Origin of the sequence: Streptomyces sp. NPDC057565 (assembly GCF_042801455.1) — a bacterium.
In the GTDB taxonomy this organism is placed as follows: domain Bacteria; phylum Actinomycetota; class Actinomycetes; order Streptomycetales; family Streptomycetaceae; genus Streptomyces; species Streptomyces yanii.
On the sequence record NZ_JBHVFU010000027.1, the window covers coordinates 90984 to 105973 of the forward strand.

The 14990-nt window shown below is 67.7% G+C and carries 12 protein-coding genes and 1 pseudogene; 7 read left to right on the top strand and 6 right to left on the bottom strand.

From position 1 onward, the window contains the following. Positions 1–1599 precede the first annotated feature (1599 nt). The 5 genes and pseudogenes from ACFU8W_RS32875 to ACFU8W_RS32895 all read left to right on the top strand — a co-directional run. Positions 1600–1908, top strand: a pseudogene (locus tag ACFU8W_RS32875) (alpha/beta hydrolase); the annotation flags it as partial. A gap of 61 nt (positions 1909–1969) precedes the next feature. Beyond that, the gene (locus ACFU8W_RS32880) at positions 1970–2305 is read left to right on the top strand and encodes an alpha/beta fold hydrolase (RefSeq protein WP_384044940.1); all 336 of its coding nucleotides are present in this window, start codon (positions 1970–1972) and stop codon (positions 2303–2305) included. Positions 2306–2345: 40 nt separating this feature from the next. Next, positions 2346–3404, top strand: a complete 1059-nt coding sequence (locus ACFU8W_RS32885; RefSeq protein WP_384044994.1) for a sulfite oxidase — start codon at positions 2346–2348, stop codon at positions 3402–3404. Between the two features lie 1488 nt (positions 3405–4892). Further along, positions 4893–5672 (top strand): hypothetical protein, encoded by a 780-nt coding sequence (locus ACFU8W_RS32890; RefSeq protein WP_345513366.1) that lies wholly within the window; start codon positions 4893–4895, stop codon positions 5670–5672. Between the two features lie 266 nt (positions 5673–5938). Beyond that, positions 5939–6322 (top strand): peptidase inhibitor family I36 protein, encoded by a 384-nt coding sequence (locus ACFU8W_RS32895; protein ID WP_384044943.1) that lies wholly within the window; start codon positions 5939–5941, stop codon positions 6320–6322. A 166-nt stretch (positions 6323–6488) separates the two neighbouring features. Here the strand turns inward: ACFU8W_RS32895 and aztD are convergent, their stop codons facing one another. The 4 genes from aztD to aztB form a co-directional block, all read right to left on the bottom strand. Then, complete coding sequence (gene aztD, locus ACFU8W_RS32900) at positions 6489–7688, bottom strand: zinc metallochaperone AztD (protein WP_384044946.1); 1200 nt, start codon at positions 7686–7688, stop codon at positions 6489–6491. Positions 7689–7802: 114 nt separating this feature from the next. Then, complete coding sequence (gene aztC, locus ACFU8W_RS32905; protein WP_384044950.1) at positions 7803–8792, bottom strand: zinc ABC transporter substrate-binding protein AztC; 990 nt, start codon at positions 8790–8792, stop codon at positions 7803–7805. Next, the gene (locus ACFU8W_RS32910; protein ID WP_384044953.1) at positions 8789–10024 is read right to left on the bottom strand and encodes a hypothetical protein; all 1236 of its coding nucleotides are present in this window, start codon (positions 10022–10024) and stop codon (positions 8789–8791) included. The genes aztC and ACFU8W_RS32910 overlap by 4 nt, the downstream gene beginning before the upstream one ends. A gap of 21 nt (positions 10025–10045) precedes the next feature. Then, a complete protein-coding gene (aztB, locus tag ACFU8W_RS32915; RefSeq protein ID WP_384044956.1) occupies positions 10046–10900 on the bottom strand; it encodes a zinc ABC transporter permease AztB in 855 nt (284 codons plus the stop codon). Between the two features lie 15 nt (positions 10901–10915). Here aztB and aztA point away from each other — a divergent pair, with 15 nt between their 5' ends. Both aztA and ACFU8W_RS32925 read left to right on the top strand, forming a co-directional pair. Continuing rightward, positions 10916–11659: a zinc ABC transporter ATP-binding protein AztA gene (aztA, locus tag ACFU8W_RS32920; protein ID WP_384044959.1), complete on the top strand. Its 744-nt coding sequence runs from the start codon at positions 10916–10918 to the stop codon at positions 11657–11659. A gap of 1191 nt (positions 11660–12850) precedes the next feature. Further along, positions 12851–13024 carry a hypothetical protein gene (locus ACFU8W_RS32925; protein WP_345513374.1) on the top strand — a complete coding sequence of 58 codons (174 nt, stop codon included), beginning with the start codon at positions 12851–12853 and terminating at the stop codon, positions 13022–13024. Positions 13025–13313: 289 nt separating this feature from the next. On the opposite strand, the gene ACFU8W_RS32930 is transcribed toward ACFU8W_RS32925, so the two are convergent. Together ACFU8W_RS32930 and ACFU8W_RS32935 are read right to left on the bottom strand one after the other, a co-directional pair. Further along, positions 13314–13469 (bottom strand): hypothetical protein, encoded by a 156-nt coding sequence (locus ACFU8W_RS32930; RefSeq protein WP_384044963.1) that lies wholly within the window; start codon positions 13467–13469, stop codon positions 13314–13316. Between the two features lie 169 nt (positions 13470–13638). Then, the gene (locus tag ACFU8W_RS32935; RefSeq protein ID WP_384044968.1) at positions 13639–14202 is read right to left on the bottom strand and encodes a hypothetical protein; all 564 of its coding nucleotides are present in this window, start codon (positions 14200–14202) and stop codon (positions 13639–13641) included. Positions 14203–14990 lie beyond the last annotated feature (788 nt).

Genomic DNA, 14990 nt, shown 5'->3' on the forward strand with positions numbered 1-14990 from the left:
ATCCCGGCGTCACCCTGGCCGTGCCTAATGCAATTCCCTGTCTGCGGGGTCGCCTACTCGCGTCACCCGAGGTGCGGTACACCAACGGGTGGTTCCCGCGGTCATCGGCAAGCGGCAGGAGTCACCCGCGTGGGACGACGGCCACCGAGCAGTGCGCATGCTGCAGCACGGCGTGTGACCCGGCCGAGCGCACGGCCCACGTGGTGCGCGGGCCTGCGTGCGCCCACCGCGGTACCCCGTGTCGGTGTACCGCAGCAGCGCGCCGATCTCGTCCTTCAGAGACATTTCCTCCCGCTCCACGGCCACCAGCTCCGCACCGGTGCGGACCAGTGCGAGGATCGAGGCCGCGCCGGGCGGTTCCTCCTGGAAGCCGAGGACACCGAAGGACTCCAGGTCGGTGGCCGACAGGGCGACCTGGGTCGGTTTCGAGTCGGCCCACAGCCGCACGGGGCGCCGTTAATATCCTTCGGCCTTGACGGAATCTTTCGCGCGTGCCCGGGTGGTCGCGCGGCGGTGGACACCTCTTGCAGCATCGTGAGCCGGTCGAACACTGCCCTCGATCACGCCTGCGCTCCCCCAGGGTGTGGTCAGACCGGCGATCACAGCGTCGCGGCCGCGGTTGACGCCCGCGGCGAGGGTTCACAACTGCTGGGCCGGCACATCGTTTTGGCGAACATGGGCACGATGGGGTGAACGGCGCGACGGGCTGCGGGCATGCCCGGCGGGGTGTGGGTAGCGTTCTCGGTGCGATCTGGGACGCCGGGTGTGGTGTCAGCGGTCGGGGCCCCTGTGTCACCAGCGAGATGGTTCGGGGCCTCCCCGTCGCCTCCGGCCACGCCCACATGGCCAGGTCGTAGGGATTCCGCCCGCCTGGAACGGACCGCATACGGGATATGCGCCGCCGACCGGGACGCGAAAGCGGAGGACCAGTGCGCCCAAGACCGTTCGGGGCGTGCCGGTGAGCCAGGACTCACTCCCGCTCACTGCTCAGGAACGGTATGGAGGCCTGACAGGTAGTCCTGGCGGACGGCGATGTGCCTCTATCGCCCGCCTGCCGCCGGTGGACGAGGGTTACCACCTGGGCACGTGGGCGCCGAAGCACGTTCCCCGCTCTCCGGCCCGGCCATCTGTTCGATCGACGCCCTTGTCCACTCCTCCGGCTCTGTCGCGGGAAATGCGTACACTCCGCTGCGGCACTCGGGGATCACAGTCGAACATGCGAGGCCATTGCGGGGGCGCGAACCTTGGGTTCAAAGGTACTAGCCGGAGTGGATCCGTATTTTTTACGCGGCAGGACGGACGGGTGCCAACAACGCCGACCGTTGTCCGCTCGGCTTGTCCGTAACGGTCAGTTTCACGGGCGTGGAGACCGCGAGCGGGGCGCCAGGTCGAGGGGAAGGCGGAACGGCGAGTGGAGGGCGAGTGCCGGGGCCCGCTGAGGTGGGTTCGCGCATCGAGTGGAAGCCGTGCGAGGTCGATGCCTCGGCGGAGTGCGGCGCACTTTCGGTGCCGGTGGACTGGGGCAAGCCGGACGGGGAGCGGTTCGACCTCCAGCTCGCCCGGCGCAGGGCCACAGGACCTGGCACGCGGGTCGGCTCCATGGTGTTCGGGCCCGGCGGACCTGGGGATTCGGGCGTGGACCGGATCGTGGGTAAGGGCAAGATGGGCCGCTTCAGCGACAACCTCCGCAGCCGATTCGACATCGTCAGTTTCGATCCGCGTGGTGTGGGGCTCAGCAACCCCATCCGTTGCTCGCAAGAGCTCCTGGACAGGCGTCCGTCACCGGTCATGAAGAGCCGGGCCGAGTCCGACGCCACGGCGAAGTACAACCGTGACCTGCGAGAGGACTGCAGGAAGAACACCGAGAACGGACTCCTCGACCATGTCGACACCCTCAGCATGGTGAAGGACCTCGACGCCATCCGGGCAGCTCTCGGCGAGAAGTCCCTCACCTTCCACGGCAGTTCGTATGGGCACGCTGCTCGGCGAACTGTATGCGGAGCAGTATCCGAAGCGGGTCCGTGCCCTGGTCCTGGAAGCCGTGGTGGACCACAGCCTGGGCACAAGGGAGTTTCTCTCCACGCAGGCCGCCACGCTCCAGGACTTTTTCGACGAGTTCGTGGCGTGGTGCGGACGGACCGAGAGCTGTGCCCTGCACGGATCGGACGTGCGGGCCCGATGGGCGGATCTGCTGGACCGCGCCGAGCGGGGGAAGCTGTCGGACAACGGCACGGCGCTGGAATGCGCTCCGTGCGGCTGCCGCCGAATCCGAGCGGGATCGCAAGTGTCGCTTGAGGAGATTTGAGCATAATGACCATATGGATATATGGGGCAAACGTGACAACATGGTCGTGCACGAGAGTGAGCCGTACAACGCTGAACCACCGCCCGGCACCCTCGTAGACCAGGTCACCCCCCTGGACACCTTCTACTGTCGCAACCACGGACCGTTCCCTCGCATGGATACAGCAAGCTGGCGACTGCGGGTGGACGGTCTGGTCGATCGCACGCTGGTGCTCTCGATCGACGAACTGCAGCGCCTCTTCCCCGAGCGGGAGCTGGTGGCAACGCTGCAGTGCGCAGGCAACCGCCGCGCCGACCTCATAGAGTTCCGCGACATACCGGGCCAGGTCCCATGGGGCCCCGGAGCCACCTCCACCGCATCCTGGGGCGGGGTGCGTCTGGCGGATGTGCTGGCCGAGGCCGGACTGCAGCCGGAAGCATCCCACATCGCCTTTACCGGCTCAGACATGTCACAGGACGCCGACCCACCACAGCCCTTCGGTGCCTCCATCCCGGCGGCGAAAGCCACCTCCGGCGAGGTGCTCCTGGCCTGGGCAATGAACGGTCAGACCCTGCCCACCGCGCACGGCGCCCCGCTGCGCGTAGTCGTACCGGGCTGGATCGGCGCCCGCAGCGTCAAATGGCTCCAGCGCATCACCGCGCAGGCCGAACCGACCGACAACTACTTCCAAACCGAGTACAGCGTCCTGCCTCCCGAAGCCGACCCTCACAAGGTCGAACCGCGCGACGGCATCACCCTTGGCCCGATCGCCATCCACTGCGCCATCCTGCAGCCCGACAAAGGCGCCCACCTGCCGTCCGGGCCGACCGAGGTCACCGGCTTCGCGTTCGCTGGGGATGACCGAACCGTGGCACGCGTGGACGTATCCCACGACTGCGGAAGCACCTGGATCCACGCCCATCTGGACAAACCGGAAAATCCATGGACATGGCAGCACTGGCACGCCACGCTCATCCTGCCGGCAGGCGCGACGGAGCTCATCGCCCGCGCCTGGGACGACACCGCAGCCGTACAGCCTGAATCACCGGCAACTGTCTGGAACCCCAAGGGATACGCCAACAACTCCTGGGCCCGACTGCACGTCACATGCCACCCCTGACTGGACGCTCCGGTGTTCGAGAGCTGAAGCCCGTCGAGCAGCACAAGGCCACATGGCGAGCCCGGCATGTACGCAGCCCAGGCGAGACACATAGGCGCAGAAGCGCGTCCGAGCAGCACAGATGCTGATGGGCCCACCCTTGAGGACGTGCCTGAAGACCCCGTGACCGGTCAGACCACTGGCGGCAGGTCTTCGCGTGCGTGCGGGCGGAGGCCGCCGGAAAGTCGATGGCAGTGACCGCGTTGTCATGACGTGATGGGCCTGGTGCGCTTCACCGCAGGTCAATACCGCTGTTGCGGCGAGTGTAGCCCCGTGGACCGCTCGTGAACGGATGAAAGCCACGGATCGATCGCTCCGACGCGACCAAGGCGGCACGGCGGGCCGCTCCGGCCCCCTGCCGGTGGGCGGCAAGGTCGACCTCGTCGCGCGAACGGTCCACCCAGGTCGCGTACGACTTCGGCCGGCCGCTTGCTGATGGTGAGCTACGCGTGGCCTGGGTGCCCACAAATGAAGGGTGTGATGCGATCCTGCTCCTAACTTGACTCTGACGCATAAATAACTGTGGGTGGGTGCTGTCTCGGGCAGCGGTGTCGGCCCGGTCGGAGTCATCTCCGCCGGGCCTCGGTCGCGCTCGGTCATCCAGCGGCCTCCATCGGATCGAGGGTGACCCGATAGCCGAGTTCGTTCAGCCGGGACACGGCTCGACGTGCGGCGCCCGCTGAGTATCTCGCCGAAGTCGCGGACATGCCCGGCGGCCGTGTCCAGTTCGGGACAGCGGGCCAGGACGTTCTTCAGGCCGGCGCGGTCCTCCTCGGTCAGGACGGTGGGGTGACGAGTAAGCCAGCCGGTCACCTGCCGCACCGTCGGCGGCCGGGGCAGCACGGCGGCCGGAGCGCCGCGCAAGGTAGCGATGTGGGCGCGGACCATGGCGTAGGTGACGGAAGCGCGCTCGGCAACCAACGAGTTGGGGAGCGATTGATGTCAAGGCGTGCTGGCCTGGGCTTTTGGCTGATGGATGGTCAGCATGCGTTCTGTTGGACGAGCACCAGTTCGGTACTGGTCTTGCGGCGGGTGGCCCGGAGGGCGGATCGGTCGGAGACCAGCCCGGCGACTGCCAGGTGGGTTTCGGTGTAGGTCTCCCGGCGGCCGGTGTATCTGAAGGGGCCGCCACTGCTTGTACTCGGCGTTGGTGTGCTCGACGCAGATCCGGCGGGAGGGCTGGCGGCGACGGATCTCGCGCCAGCTGTACTGATCGCCGAGCAGGGCGTCCGTCTTGGGTTTCCTCGGCGGGGCGGTCACCTGGCTGGGGAACTCGTTGGCCAGGCCCCGGTAGCCCTCGTCGACCTCGGCCTTGAGGTATGCCTTGCCACCCCGACCGGGTGCACAGAGGGGGCGGGCAGCGAGGTTCGGGCGGCACAATGTCGGCCCATCGAGGGAGAGCGGGCTCGCACCTGGGACCATGAGCACATGTCCGAGGAGTTGAACCTGATGTCAAGCCTATGGCCGCTTGTGCCGTCCGGGGCCACCGACTGGCTGCTGGAGCTGTGCGGCGACGGCATCACAGGGTTCATGCCTCCGGCGATGCCCGACGCGGTGTGGGTGCTCAACGCCATGCACGAGCAAGAGCAGGGGCCGGTAGATGTGTCGTATCACGAGTACCACCAGGCTCGTCTTGCCGACGGAAGCGCCCTGCCCCACATCGTCGCGGGCCTCGACCTCGACGCCGTGGGCGTCGCCACGGGAGGAGGGCTGGGACGCGCCCGGCACCCGGGCCCCGGCTGGCGACGGCTACGCTGGGCCGAGCTTGCCAAGCGGACCGGTGACCCGGTCGTGCCCGACGGGCTGATGCCTTCCTACCGTTGCTTTCCCTCGGCCAAGAAGGAAGGCAGCTGGCCGCTGAGCATGGTCCCGCCGACCGAGGGGAGCCTGGACCGTGAGACCTGGAACCGGCTGATCGCCATCCTCACCCAGCATAGTCCCGCAGGCCCAGACACTCGCTGCCTGGCCTACTACAACCCGCTGATGCTCGGCGCCATCGACTTCGACAACCTCCACGTGCGTGCGGGTCGACTCGGCGACGCCGAAATCATCTACGACCACTCCGAGGCAGATTTCAGCCCGTCCAACCTCTGGGCTGATGACCGCTCCTGGGTCCTGTGCACCGACTACGACCTGTGGGCCACCAAGGTCGCCGGACCTCCAGCCCTCATCAACGCGTTGCTGAACGACTCCGAAATCGAGGCGGTTCGTCTGCCTTGGGCGCACTGACGACGAGTTGCCCCCCACCACGTCACCGCACCCGAAACGGTGCACCTTCGCCAATCGGTATGCATGCCACGGCGGAGCCGTTCACCAGCGGAGGATCACATGAGCCAGGCTGCTGGCGTCTGCAGTTCTCTCCGAGCTGTTGCGCTGGCAGAACTCAGGTTCATGGGTCCTCGTGGGTGGTTTCTGCCGGGAGGGATGTGCGTCGGTCAGCGAGGGTGACGACGCCGCTTCGGTTGTGCAGGGCGGATCTCAGGGTCGCGTTCTCGATGGTGAGGCGCGCGGTTGTCGCCCTGGCCCTTTCCTCGCCGGCCGTTCCCACCTCCGCCTCCGGCAGCACCGGCACGGTACGGGCCGGTATCGACTGCCCGTCCGGCTACGTGTGTATCTACCCGGAGATCAACTTCGGTGGGCAGCCATGGGTACGGCGTGCCGTGGACGGCGGCGTGAAGGACCTGCCGTCCGCGATCCGTGACCGCGGCAGCTCAATCCGCAACAACTCCGACCGCACCGCCCGCGTCTACGAGAAATGGAACTACAGCGGCCGCTGGGTCTGCGTCACCCAAAGCGGCGGCTCCATCCACGACCTGCGCGGCTACAACCTCAACGACCAGACCCGCTCCCTGAAGATCAACCGAAACGACTGCGGCTGAACACCCTGTCTGGCACCGCGCCACGGGCTGCTGGTGAAGCTGGTCCGGCACCCGAGCGCCACGTCCCTGGTCGCGGTCGGCCCCTGAGTTCGGTTCGGCCGCGAATGCGGTACGTGGCGTACGCACTTCCCTCGCGGCCGTGAGGCCGCGGGGGAAGTGTGCGCAGTCAGTGTCCTGCGACGATGCCCGACAGCTCGTTGGTGCTCTCCGGCAGGGTGACGGAGGTGATCTTCTTGCCAGTCGCCAGGTCGATGGCGTGCAAAGCCTTCTTGCTGGGGTCGGAGACGTACGCGGTGTCGTCGCGGACGAACAGGGTGGGCCGGGCCTGCTGCCAGTCCAGCGGCTCCTGCCACTTGCCCACGACGGAGATCTTCTTCTCGACTTCGCCGCTGGTCTGATCAATGACGTGGATGGCGCCGTCGGTGCCGAGGACAAGAGCTTCGCCCTCCGGGCCGCGGGCCAGCGAGCGGAAGGAGTAGCTGGTGCCCAGGTCGACCAAGCGCAGCTTCTTCTTCTCCGTGTCGATGAGGGAGATGCGGGTCGGCCGCTCCAGCTCGGCCTCTCGGTCGGTCTTGTAGTCGCCCAGGAGGACCGGGGAGGCGTCGCTGCCAGCCTGGTTGCCAATGCGGCCATAGCTGTCGGGGGCGTCGACCTTGGTGAACTTCCCGTCCTTGTAGATCAGGATGCCGTCCTCGCAGCCGACGGCGATGGCCTCGTCCTGGGCGGCCGCCTCACCGTGCACGCCGGGGCACTTCACGTTGCGGGTGATCTCCTTGTTGTTTTCGTCCAGCACCAGCACGCCGGTCCGCTTCTCCTCGGTGCCCAGGGTGCTGAGAAGTTCGCCGTTGGCCAGTTCGATGGCGACACCATGGTGTGCCTGGGCAGAGGTGTAGGTGCGTCCTTCCGGCTTCTTGCCGCCGCTCAAATCGGCGGGGTCGAAGACGTTGACCTCTCCGGTGCCGTCGGTGAAGAGCACCGTCTTCCCCGCGTGACGTACAACGTGGCCGGGCTTGGAGCCCTTGTACTCCATGCCGGTGAGGGCCTGCCCGGTGGCATCCAGCACGCGGAAGCCCGTGTCGGTGGAGACGATGACGTGGTTCTCGTCACCGGCGGGGTTGACCCGGTTGAAACCGGACATCTCGATGGTCTTGGTCAGCTTGAGGTTCTCGCCGTCCAGGATGTACAGGCCACCGTCAAAGGTGGCGACCAGCGGGTCCTTGACCACGACGGCGGGCGTGGCGTTCGCGGTGCCCTCAGCCTTGGCGTCGGAGGAGGCTTCATCCCCTCCGCAGGCAGTCAGGACCGTGGACACCGCCAGGGCGAGTGCCGTCCCGGGGAGGGCTCTGGTGCGTATCGACTTGTTCATCGGTGTGTTCCTTTCCGCGCCGCTCGGCGGCGGCAAGTGGTGTGTCGCGTGCGGCATGTGGTGCATGACGGTTCCGGTCCGGTCGCCCGGTGTCCGTCTGGGGGTTGAGGGGGGTCAGTCGCCGCTTGTTCCGGCGGTCAGGCCGTCGGTCATGGCGGTGGTGTTGGCGCGCATCATCCGCAGGTAGGTGTCGACGCCCTCGCCCTTGGCGGTCAGCGACTCCGAGTAGAGCTCCACGACCTGGACCTGGCCACCCAGTTCCGTGCGCAGGACCTCGGCGAGCCGGGTGGGCTGGGAGGAGTCGGCGAACACGGTGCGTACGCCGGCCTCCTCCATCGCCTCGGTGAGCGAGCGCAGGTCGGAGGAGCTGGGTGAGGCCAGCGTGGTGCCGCTAGGGATCACCGCGCCGATCACCTCGAAGCCGAAGCGGTCGGCGAGGTAGCCGAAGACGTGGTGGTTGGTCACCAGGGCGCGCTTGTCCTCGGGAATGTGGTCGAAGGACTTCTCCATCCAGGCGGTGAGGTCCGTGAGTGCCTCGTCGTAGCGGTCGGCATGTGCGCGTATCGCGCTGTCGTCCACGCCGTCGACGTGCTTGATCACCTGGTCGGCTATCAGGCCGGTGGCCTTGCGCACCCGGTCGGGATCGGTCCAGAAGTGCGGGTCGGGTTGTCCCTCCTCTTCCTCGGGGCCGACGCCGTCGGCCGTCCGGAAGGTGAGCGGGTCGACCGCGTCGCCGACTGCGAAGGTGGCGACGCCGGAGTCGCGGGCAGCGTCCACGTGCCGCAGGACGTTCTCCTCCAGCCCCAGGCCGTTGTAGACCACCAGGTCGGCGCGCTCCAGCTCGGCGGCCTGCGCCGCCGACAGGCCGAAGGAGTGCGGATCGGCGTTGGGCTTCATCAGGACGGTGACGTCGGCTGCATCACCGACGATCTCCCTGGTGATGTCGCCGAGGATGTTGGTCGTGACGACGATGCTGGGCTGGTCCTCACCGGTGGTGCAGGCGGAGGCAGCAGCGACCGTGACGAGGGCGAGCAGGCCCACGATCAGACTGCGCAGCCGTGCCACTCTCACCCGCACGAGCTGCTTCGCCGCACTCCGGCTCATCGGCCGGTCTCCGCCATGAGGACCGGCTCGATGTCCAGATCGAAGGAGCGCGCGATGCGCAGGTCGTCGTTGTAGTCGATCTCGAACACCTTCTTGCCCTCGGGGTCGTTGACGTAGGCGCGGCTGCGGTCGACCTCGATCACGGGAGCGCTGTCATCGGTGTCGGCCCGCTCTTCTCCGGTGAGGAGCGCCTTGGTCCGGGCGATCTGCTTTCCGGTGGCGATGTCGTATCCGTGAAGTGAGCCGTCGGTCTCCAGGACGAGCAGCGGGGAGCCCTCTCCGGCGGTGTTGGCGGCGACTACGGGCCCGGTGTCCACCCGGGTCCAGGTCCGTGCGCTGACGTCCAGGACCCATACGGCGTCGTCTCCGGCCGGTGCGGTGAGGGTGTCGCTGCCGGGTCGCTGGCGGAAGGAGGTGGCCCGTTCCTTCGCCGGGACTTCTTCGCCGTAGGGGATCTCCTGGGCGGTGAACGCGCCGTCCTCCATACGGACGAGCAGGGCGCCGTCGGCGCAGCCGAGGACCACGCCACGCCGGGTGACGGCGTCTCCTCGCGGTTCCTCGCACTCCACGTCCGGGGATGCGGCGCGCTTGCCCTTCCGGTCGAACACGACGAGCTTCGTGGTGCTCGCCTCGTCGGCGAAGGCCAGCAGATGTTCCTCGTACGGCAAGACGGCGCCGGTGTAGGTGCCCTCCAGTGTCCGGGACGACGCGATCTCGCCCTTCTCCAGCTTGCTCCGGTCGTACAGAACAGTCCGCCCGACCTCGTCGGTCACCGCGGTCACGACGACGTCGCTGCGCACCTGCGCCTGGCGGCCCACGGCAAGCTTGCCGACGTCACGTATCGCCGAGCTGTAGTAGTGGATGTGGTCCCCGTGGTCCACCGTCCAGGCGCCACTGTCGAGCACCTGCGTGCCGCCGGAGGCGTGGAGGTAGCCGAATCTTCCGTCCGTGCCCAGCCGGACGGCACCTTCCACCCGGGCCGTCATGTGCACCTTGCCGGTGATGAGGTCGAGAACCCTGCTGTCTCCGCGGTGGGGGTCGTTGAGGAGCAGACGGGACTGCTGCTCGGCGGACTCCTCCGCCCCCTCGACATACCCGTGCGGAGTGGCGGACGAGAAACTCGCCGCGGGTCGTGAGTCGTTGTCCTTCTCCCCCGCGCAGCTCGTGGCGAGCAGCGCGGTGAGCACCAGTGTGGCCGAAGCCCACGGAGCGACGTTTCTGCGGACGGTCATAGCGATCGCCTCAGGCTTCTTTCAGTTGGCTTCAAGGGCGGGGGCGGGGGCAAGGCGCGGACGACGGTGACGCAGGCCCGACACCACGTGGGAGAGGAAGAACAGGCTCACCGCGAGGGCCGAGACGGTCGCGCCGGCGGCGGTGCCCAGGTGCCAGGACAGCAGCAGGCCGCCGAACGTGGCGGCGACGCCGAGAAGTGCGGCAAGCGCCATGACCCCACGGACGCTGCGCGCCCACGGCAGGGCTGCCGCCGGCGGAGCGATGAGCAGGCCGAGGACCAGCAGCGTTCCCACGATGTGGAACGAGGCGACGATCGCCAGACCGAGCAGGCCGAGCAGCACGGCGTTGGCCAGGCGCGGACGCAGCCCCAGGGTCTGGGCCTTGCGTGAGTCGAACGCCAGGGCCAGGAAGGCGCGGTGACCGAGGACCGACACCATCAGCGCCGCGGACAACGCTCCCGCGAGCAGAAAGAGGTCCTGCTGCTGGACGGCGAGGACGTCACCGAACAGGAAGCCCGTCAGGTCCACCGCAAAGGACTGCGAACGCGAGACGATGATCACGCCGAGCGAGAGCATGCCAACGAAGAGCAGTCCGATGCCGGTGTCCTGGGACAGCCTCGGTGTACGTCCGAGTACGGTGACGCCAGCCGTCATGAGGGTGGCGCTGGCCACCGCGCCCACCAGCAGGTTTCCGCCGAACAGCGCGGCCAGCGCGACCCCCGGCAGCAGACCGTGGGACATGGCGTCACCAAGGAAGGCCATCCCCCGCAGAACCACCCAGGTGCCCGCCAGCGCACAGATCGCGGACACCAGGACTCCGCCCCATAGGGCTCGCTGCACAAAGGTCACTTCGAACGGGGCCGTCAACCAATCCATGGCGAGGACACTACAATGAAAACCATGTTCAACAAATCACTCCCCTCGCCCACTTCCCCCCAGGACCGGACTCCTCACATCCGCTTCACCGACTTGTGTGCCGGCTACCCAGGACGCCCCGTTCTCCGGCAACTCACCGCAGAAATAGCGAGGTTGACCACGACAGCACTCGTCGGACCGAACGGCAGCGGCAAGTCGACCCTGCTCGCCGTTCTCGCCCATGTGATCCATCCGACATCCGGCGACGTTCAGCACGCCGGAGAACGGCCACCCGCGTTCGTACCGCAGCACGGAGCCGTCGGCGACACCCTGCCGCTCACCGTTCGGCAGACCGTGGAGATGGGACGCTGGGGCGAGCGCGGACCATGGCGTCGGCTAACCCGCCGGGACCACTCAACCGTGGATTCCGCGCTCGAACGGCTCGGCATCGGCGACCTCGCCCCACGCCAACTGGGGGTACTGTCGGGCGGACAGCGTCAACGCGCCCTCATCGCACAGGGGTTGGCGCAGGAGTCGGACCTGCTGCTTCTCGACGAACCGACCACGGGTCTGGACCCGGAGGCGCGGGAACGGATCGGGGCACTGCTGACGGCACTCGTCGCCGACGGTGTGACGGTCGTCCAGGCCACGCACGACCTGGAGGTCGCACGTGCGGCGGACGCCTGCCTCCTGCTCCAGGACGGCCGCCTCGCCGGACAAGGGCATCCCGACCAAGTGCTCACCACATCGACGCTGTCCCGAATCTGGCAACCACTTTGAAGTACGGTCTCCCGCCTCACGGGCAGCTGGCAGCCACGTTTCCCATCTCGGCTCCGGACCGGCAGAGCTCCGGTGCTGGAGGAAGGTTCAGGTCGGGCGCCCACTCTCGGGGAGCGGACTGTGGCCCTCGGACCAGTCGTTGACCCAGCCGCAACCCGCGCACGCATACCGGCCATCGAGACCCGCGATCTGTGTCCCGCACTGAGCGCACCCTATAGAGGTGATCTCGGGATGCGGCAGAGGCTTCTCAGGCGCGGCTGGCCGTTCCGGTTCCGGGGCAATCGCCATGGTCGGACGCTACCGCCGTGGGCAGTGACGTCAGGGGCCGGAACCGACGCCACCACACTCTCTTTACAAGCGCCGGGCAAGCCGGTCCTCGCAGGCTTGCCCGCGGCTGGTGAAGGCTTGCCCATAGGGCTGGCGGCAGGCTTACCCAGGAGCAACCAGGAACGTGACCAACGACCGGTCCCGAAAACGAGACGACGGATAAGGAAACATGACTCTTCTCCGGGACTGCGCCGGTAGCCGCGCTGAAAACGAGGCCGGTACCAGCGCAGTAATCTGACCTGGCAGCAGGTCAGTTGAGGACCGGACCTCACCGACCCACGCGCCGTAAGCGGTCTGCCGGGTCTCGGTAGACTCTCCACCGTCACTGAGAGTCGGCGCGGTCCACTTCACGGTCCAGGTCGCGGTCGCATGCCCCGGTACTGCGCCATCCGCCACCATCCCGAGGCGCTCCGCACCACCACGTGAGCACGCCGCAAACGCCGTCCCCCGGACGGCGATTGCCACTGTCCTCATCACCGTCGCCCAGGCACTGGCCTGCCTCCCAGGCTCCCACGCGAACTCGTCCACCAGGCAAACAAAGGAGGTGACCTCCCAGATCCCCCTGAGAAGAACGGACATATCCGCCGAGCTGGGAGGTGCCGACCACCGGGCCTGTCCTGACCGGATGCCAAGCCGCGAGAACGGTGGGCGGCAGGCTCGTAGCACCGTCCGTCGCAGAGGAAGCTCCAGAGGACGTCGACAGCGGCGAGCGAGGCGTCACCCATTCGGCCCGTAATGATTGCAGCAGAGCGGAGTTGGGGGTGGGCTGTCAGTGCGCCTGGCGATAGTCGCCGGCGCCAGGAGCGGCCCCGCCGAACGGGCAGGGCCAGCCCCCACCGACCCACACGAGACTTGGAGATTCCCATGCCCTACCGCAAGGGACAGTACGTGGAGTACCGCGACCAGCAGGACGAGCTTCAACGCGGCGAGATCCGGAGTGCCGAGGGCAGCGGGGCACAGACTCGCTACGCCGTCCAAAACGAGGTGACCATGCGCGAAGACAAGGTCAGCGAGAACCAGATCGAGCGGGAGCTGTAGTAACCCCCCTGCTGACGCAGCCCGCCATTGCACCAACCAAAGTGCAACGGCGGGCTGCCAGCTGTCCTGGCCGGAGCCGCGCACGAAGTTGCCGCCCCGGGCCACCAGGTTGGATCCGTGCAAACCGGTGATCGAGGAGATTCTGCGGGCGGATCTGGACGCGCCACGCAAGCAGCGGCACGCGGTGACCCGGATCTTCCACCGGCTGGTCGAGGAGCACGGGGCGGATGTCTCCTACGGGGTAGTGCGCTACTACGTCACTGGCAGGAGACCCGAGATCTTGTTCGAGTCAGGCAAGGCGCCACTGGAGGCGTTCGTCCCACAGACCCACCTGCCCGGCCATGAGGCGGAGGTCGACTTCGGTGACGTCACCGCGCGCCTGGCCGGCGAACGAGGGAGCGATCCGTCGGCGGGTGCAGCGGATCATGGCCACCAACGCGGACACCGCCACTCACACACCGCCCAACCCTGCACCGTCCACGCCCAGGCGCCACGACCACGGCCACCACGCGGCGCCGCAGCCCGGGCACCCCGGCATGCTGCCGTGACTTACGCCCGCCCGGGCCCTGGCGAACACAGGCGTCTGCCGGTTCCCTCCTGCACGAGGGTGGCCGTCAGCCGCTCGGGCTCGTGCCGGTGCCGTTCTTCTTCATGCATGTGTCGTCGAAGGCCATGAGGGTGATGACGCCGTCCTCCCCAGCGTTCCGGTATTCCGCCCCCATCGTCCAGCCGCGCTGCTTCAGGACGACGTGGGCTTCGTACACCGCCCCGTCCGTGCCCTTGTACTCTTTGCGGTCCCCGGGCTGCTGCCAGTCGCGTTCGCGCAGCTCGTCCACCACCTTGTCGAAGCGGGCCGTGTCGGCCGGAGTGGCCTTGGTGCCGAAGCCCTTGAAAGCGATGCCGCACGCCCGCGCCGATCCGGCCGGAGCGTCGGCGTTCACGTCAGCGAATTCCGGTGCGTTTGCCGGAAGGCCCGCGTCGGCGGCTGCGGTGTCGAGGTCGGTGCGCACGACGTCCTTCGTGAGCGGCCCGGTGCCCGTAGGCCGTGGTGACGCCGACATCGGCGCGGCGGTCGCCCCGGTGCCGGTTCCAGCACCGGTGTTGCTCGTGCCGCAGCTTGTGGCTCCGAGTGCGACGACCGCTGCGGCCACGGCGGCGGCCCTCTTCGTCCTGCTCATAGGTGTCCCCTCCCAGGTCGCACGGGTCATGCACCCCGCGATCAGGGGAGGAGTGTGCCACGGCGCGCCGACGAGCGGCCCCCTGGCCCCACCGGGTGGGACGACTCAGCGAAGGAGTAGCCCGGCTGTCATGCCTAGTAGTGCTTGGTCAGGTCGGCTGTGGTGGTGAGTGTCTTTGGGGTTCGGTTGGCGTTGAGAGTGTGTGACTGCGGACGAGATTGCTGTGGTACGTGGTGAGTTGGACGCGTTCGCGGCGGAGGTGTGGGTCTTCGTTGTATCCACCTGCCCGTTCGCCCTCCCCAGGAAGCGCGTTCGGCCATGAGTCGGGCGTAACGTTCGCGGGCTGCGACGTCGGTTGCGTTCTCCAGATCGCTGGTGTCGTGATCCCATGCCTTCAGCGCGTCCAAGATGCGGTCTCGGTTGTGGCAGTCAGTGCTGGTGGCCAGCAGACGGCGGACGTGGTCGACCAGCTTGTCCCGGTGCTCGGTGAGGAGCGGGTGTTCTGCGAGGAGGGATGGCGGCGACGAGGCTGCGTCGCGCCGCGCTCTCGTGACCAAAGAGGGGCTGGACAGCGGAGAAGATCGCCGGCCGCAGGTCCCGAAACGCGCGCATCTCCTCGTACTCGTGGAGGAACCGCTCGCCGTAGTGGCGTTCGCCGATGGCGACGCTGCCCTTGCCGAACCTCATCCATCCCTCTTCTTCGGAGGGAATCCCCGCCTTCAGGACTCTGCTGAGGAATGCGTGATTCGAGCAGGACTGGGTCGTTGTTCCTCCGTGACTGTTGTGGT

Coding starts and splice junctions, on each gene's coding strand:
- ACFU8W_RS32880 (WP_384044940.1), top strand. CDS start 1,970: ATGGGCACGCTGCTCGGCGAACTGTATGCGGAGCAGTATCCGAAGCGG.
- ACFU8W_RS32885 (WP_384044994.1), top strand. CDS start 2,346: ATGGTCGTGCACGAGAGTGAGCCGTACAACGCTGAACCACCGCCCGGC.
- ACFU8W_RS32890 (WP_345513366.1), top strand. CDS start 4,893: ATGTCAAGCCTATGGCCGCTTGTGCCGTCCGGGGCCACCGACTGGCTG.
- ACFU8W_RS32895 (WP_384044943.1), top strand. CDS start 5,939: ATGGTGAGGCGCGCGGTTGTCGCCCTGGCCCTTTCCTCGCCGGCCGTT.
- aztD (WP_384044946.1), bottom strand. CDS start 7,688: ATGAACAAGTCGATACGCACCAGAGCCCTCCCCGGGACGGCACTCGCC.
- aztC (WP_384044950.1), bottom strand. CDS start 8,792: ATGAGCCGGAGTGCGGCGAAGCAGCTCGTGCGGGTGAGAGTGGCACGG.
- ACFU8W_RS32910 (WP_384044953.1), bottom strand. CDS start 10,024: ATGACCGTCCGCAGAAACGTCGCTCCGTGGGCTTCGGCCACACTGGTG.
- aztB (WP_384044956.1), bottom strand. CDS start 10,900: ATGGATTGGTTGACGGCCCCGTTCGAAGTGACCTTTGTGCAGCGAGCC.
- aztA (WP_384044959.1), top strand. CDS start 10,916: ATGAAAACCATGTTCAACAAATCACTCCCCTCGCCCACTTCCCCCCAG.
- ACFU8W_RS32925 (WP_345513374.1), top strand. CDS start 12,851: ATGCCCTACCGCAAGGGACAGTACGTGGAGTACCGCGACCAGCAGGAC.
- ACFU8W_RS32935 (WP_384044968.1), bottom strand. CDS start 14,202: ATGAGCAGGACGAAGAGGGCCGCCGCCGTGGCCGCAGCGGTCGTCGCA.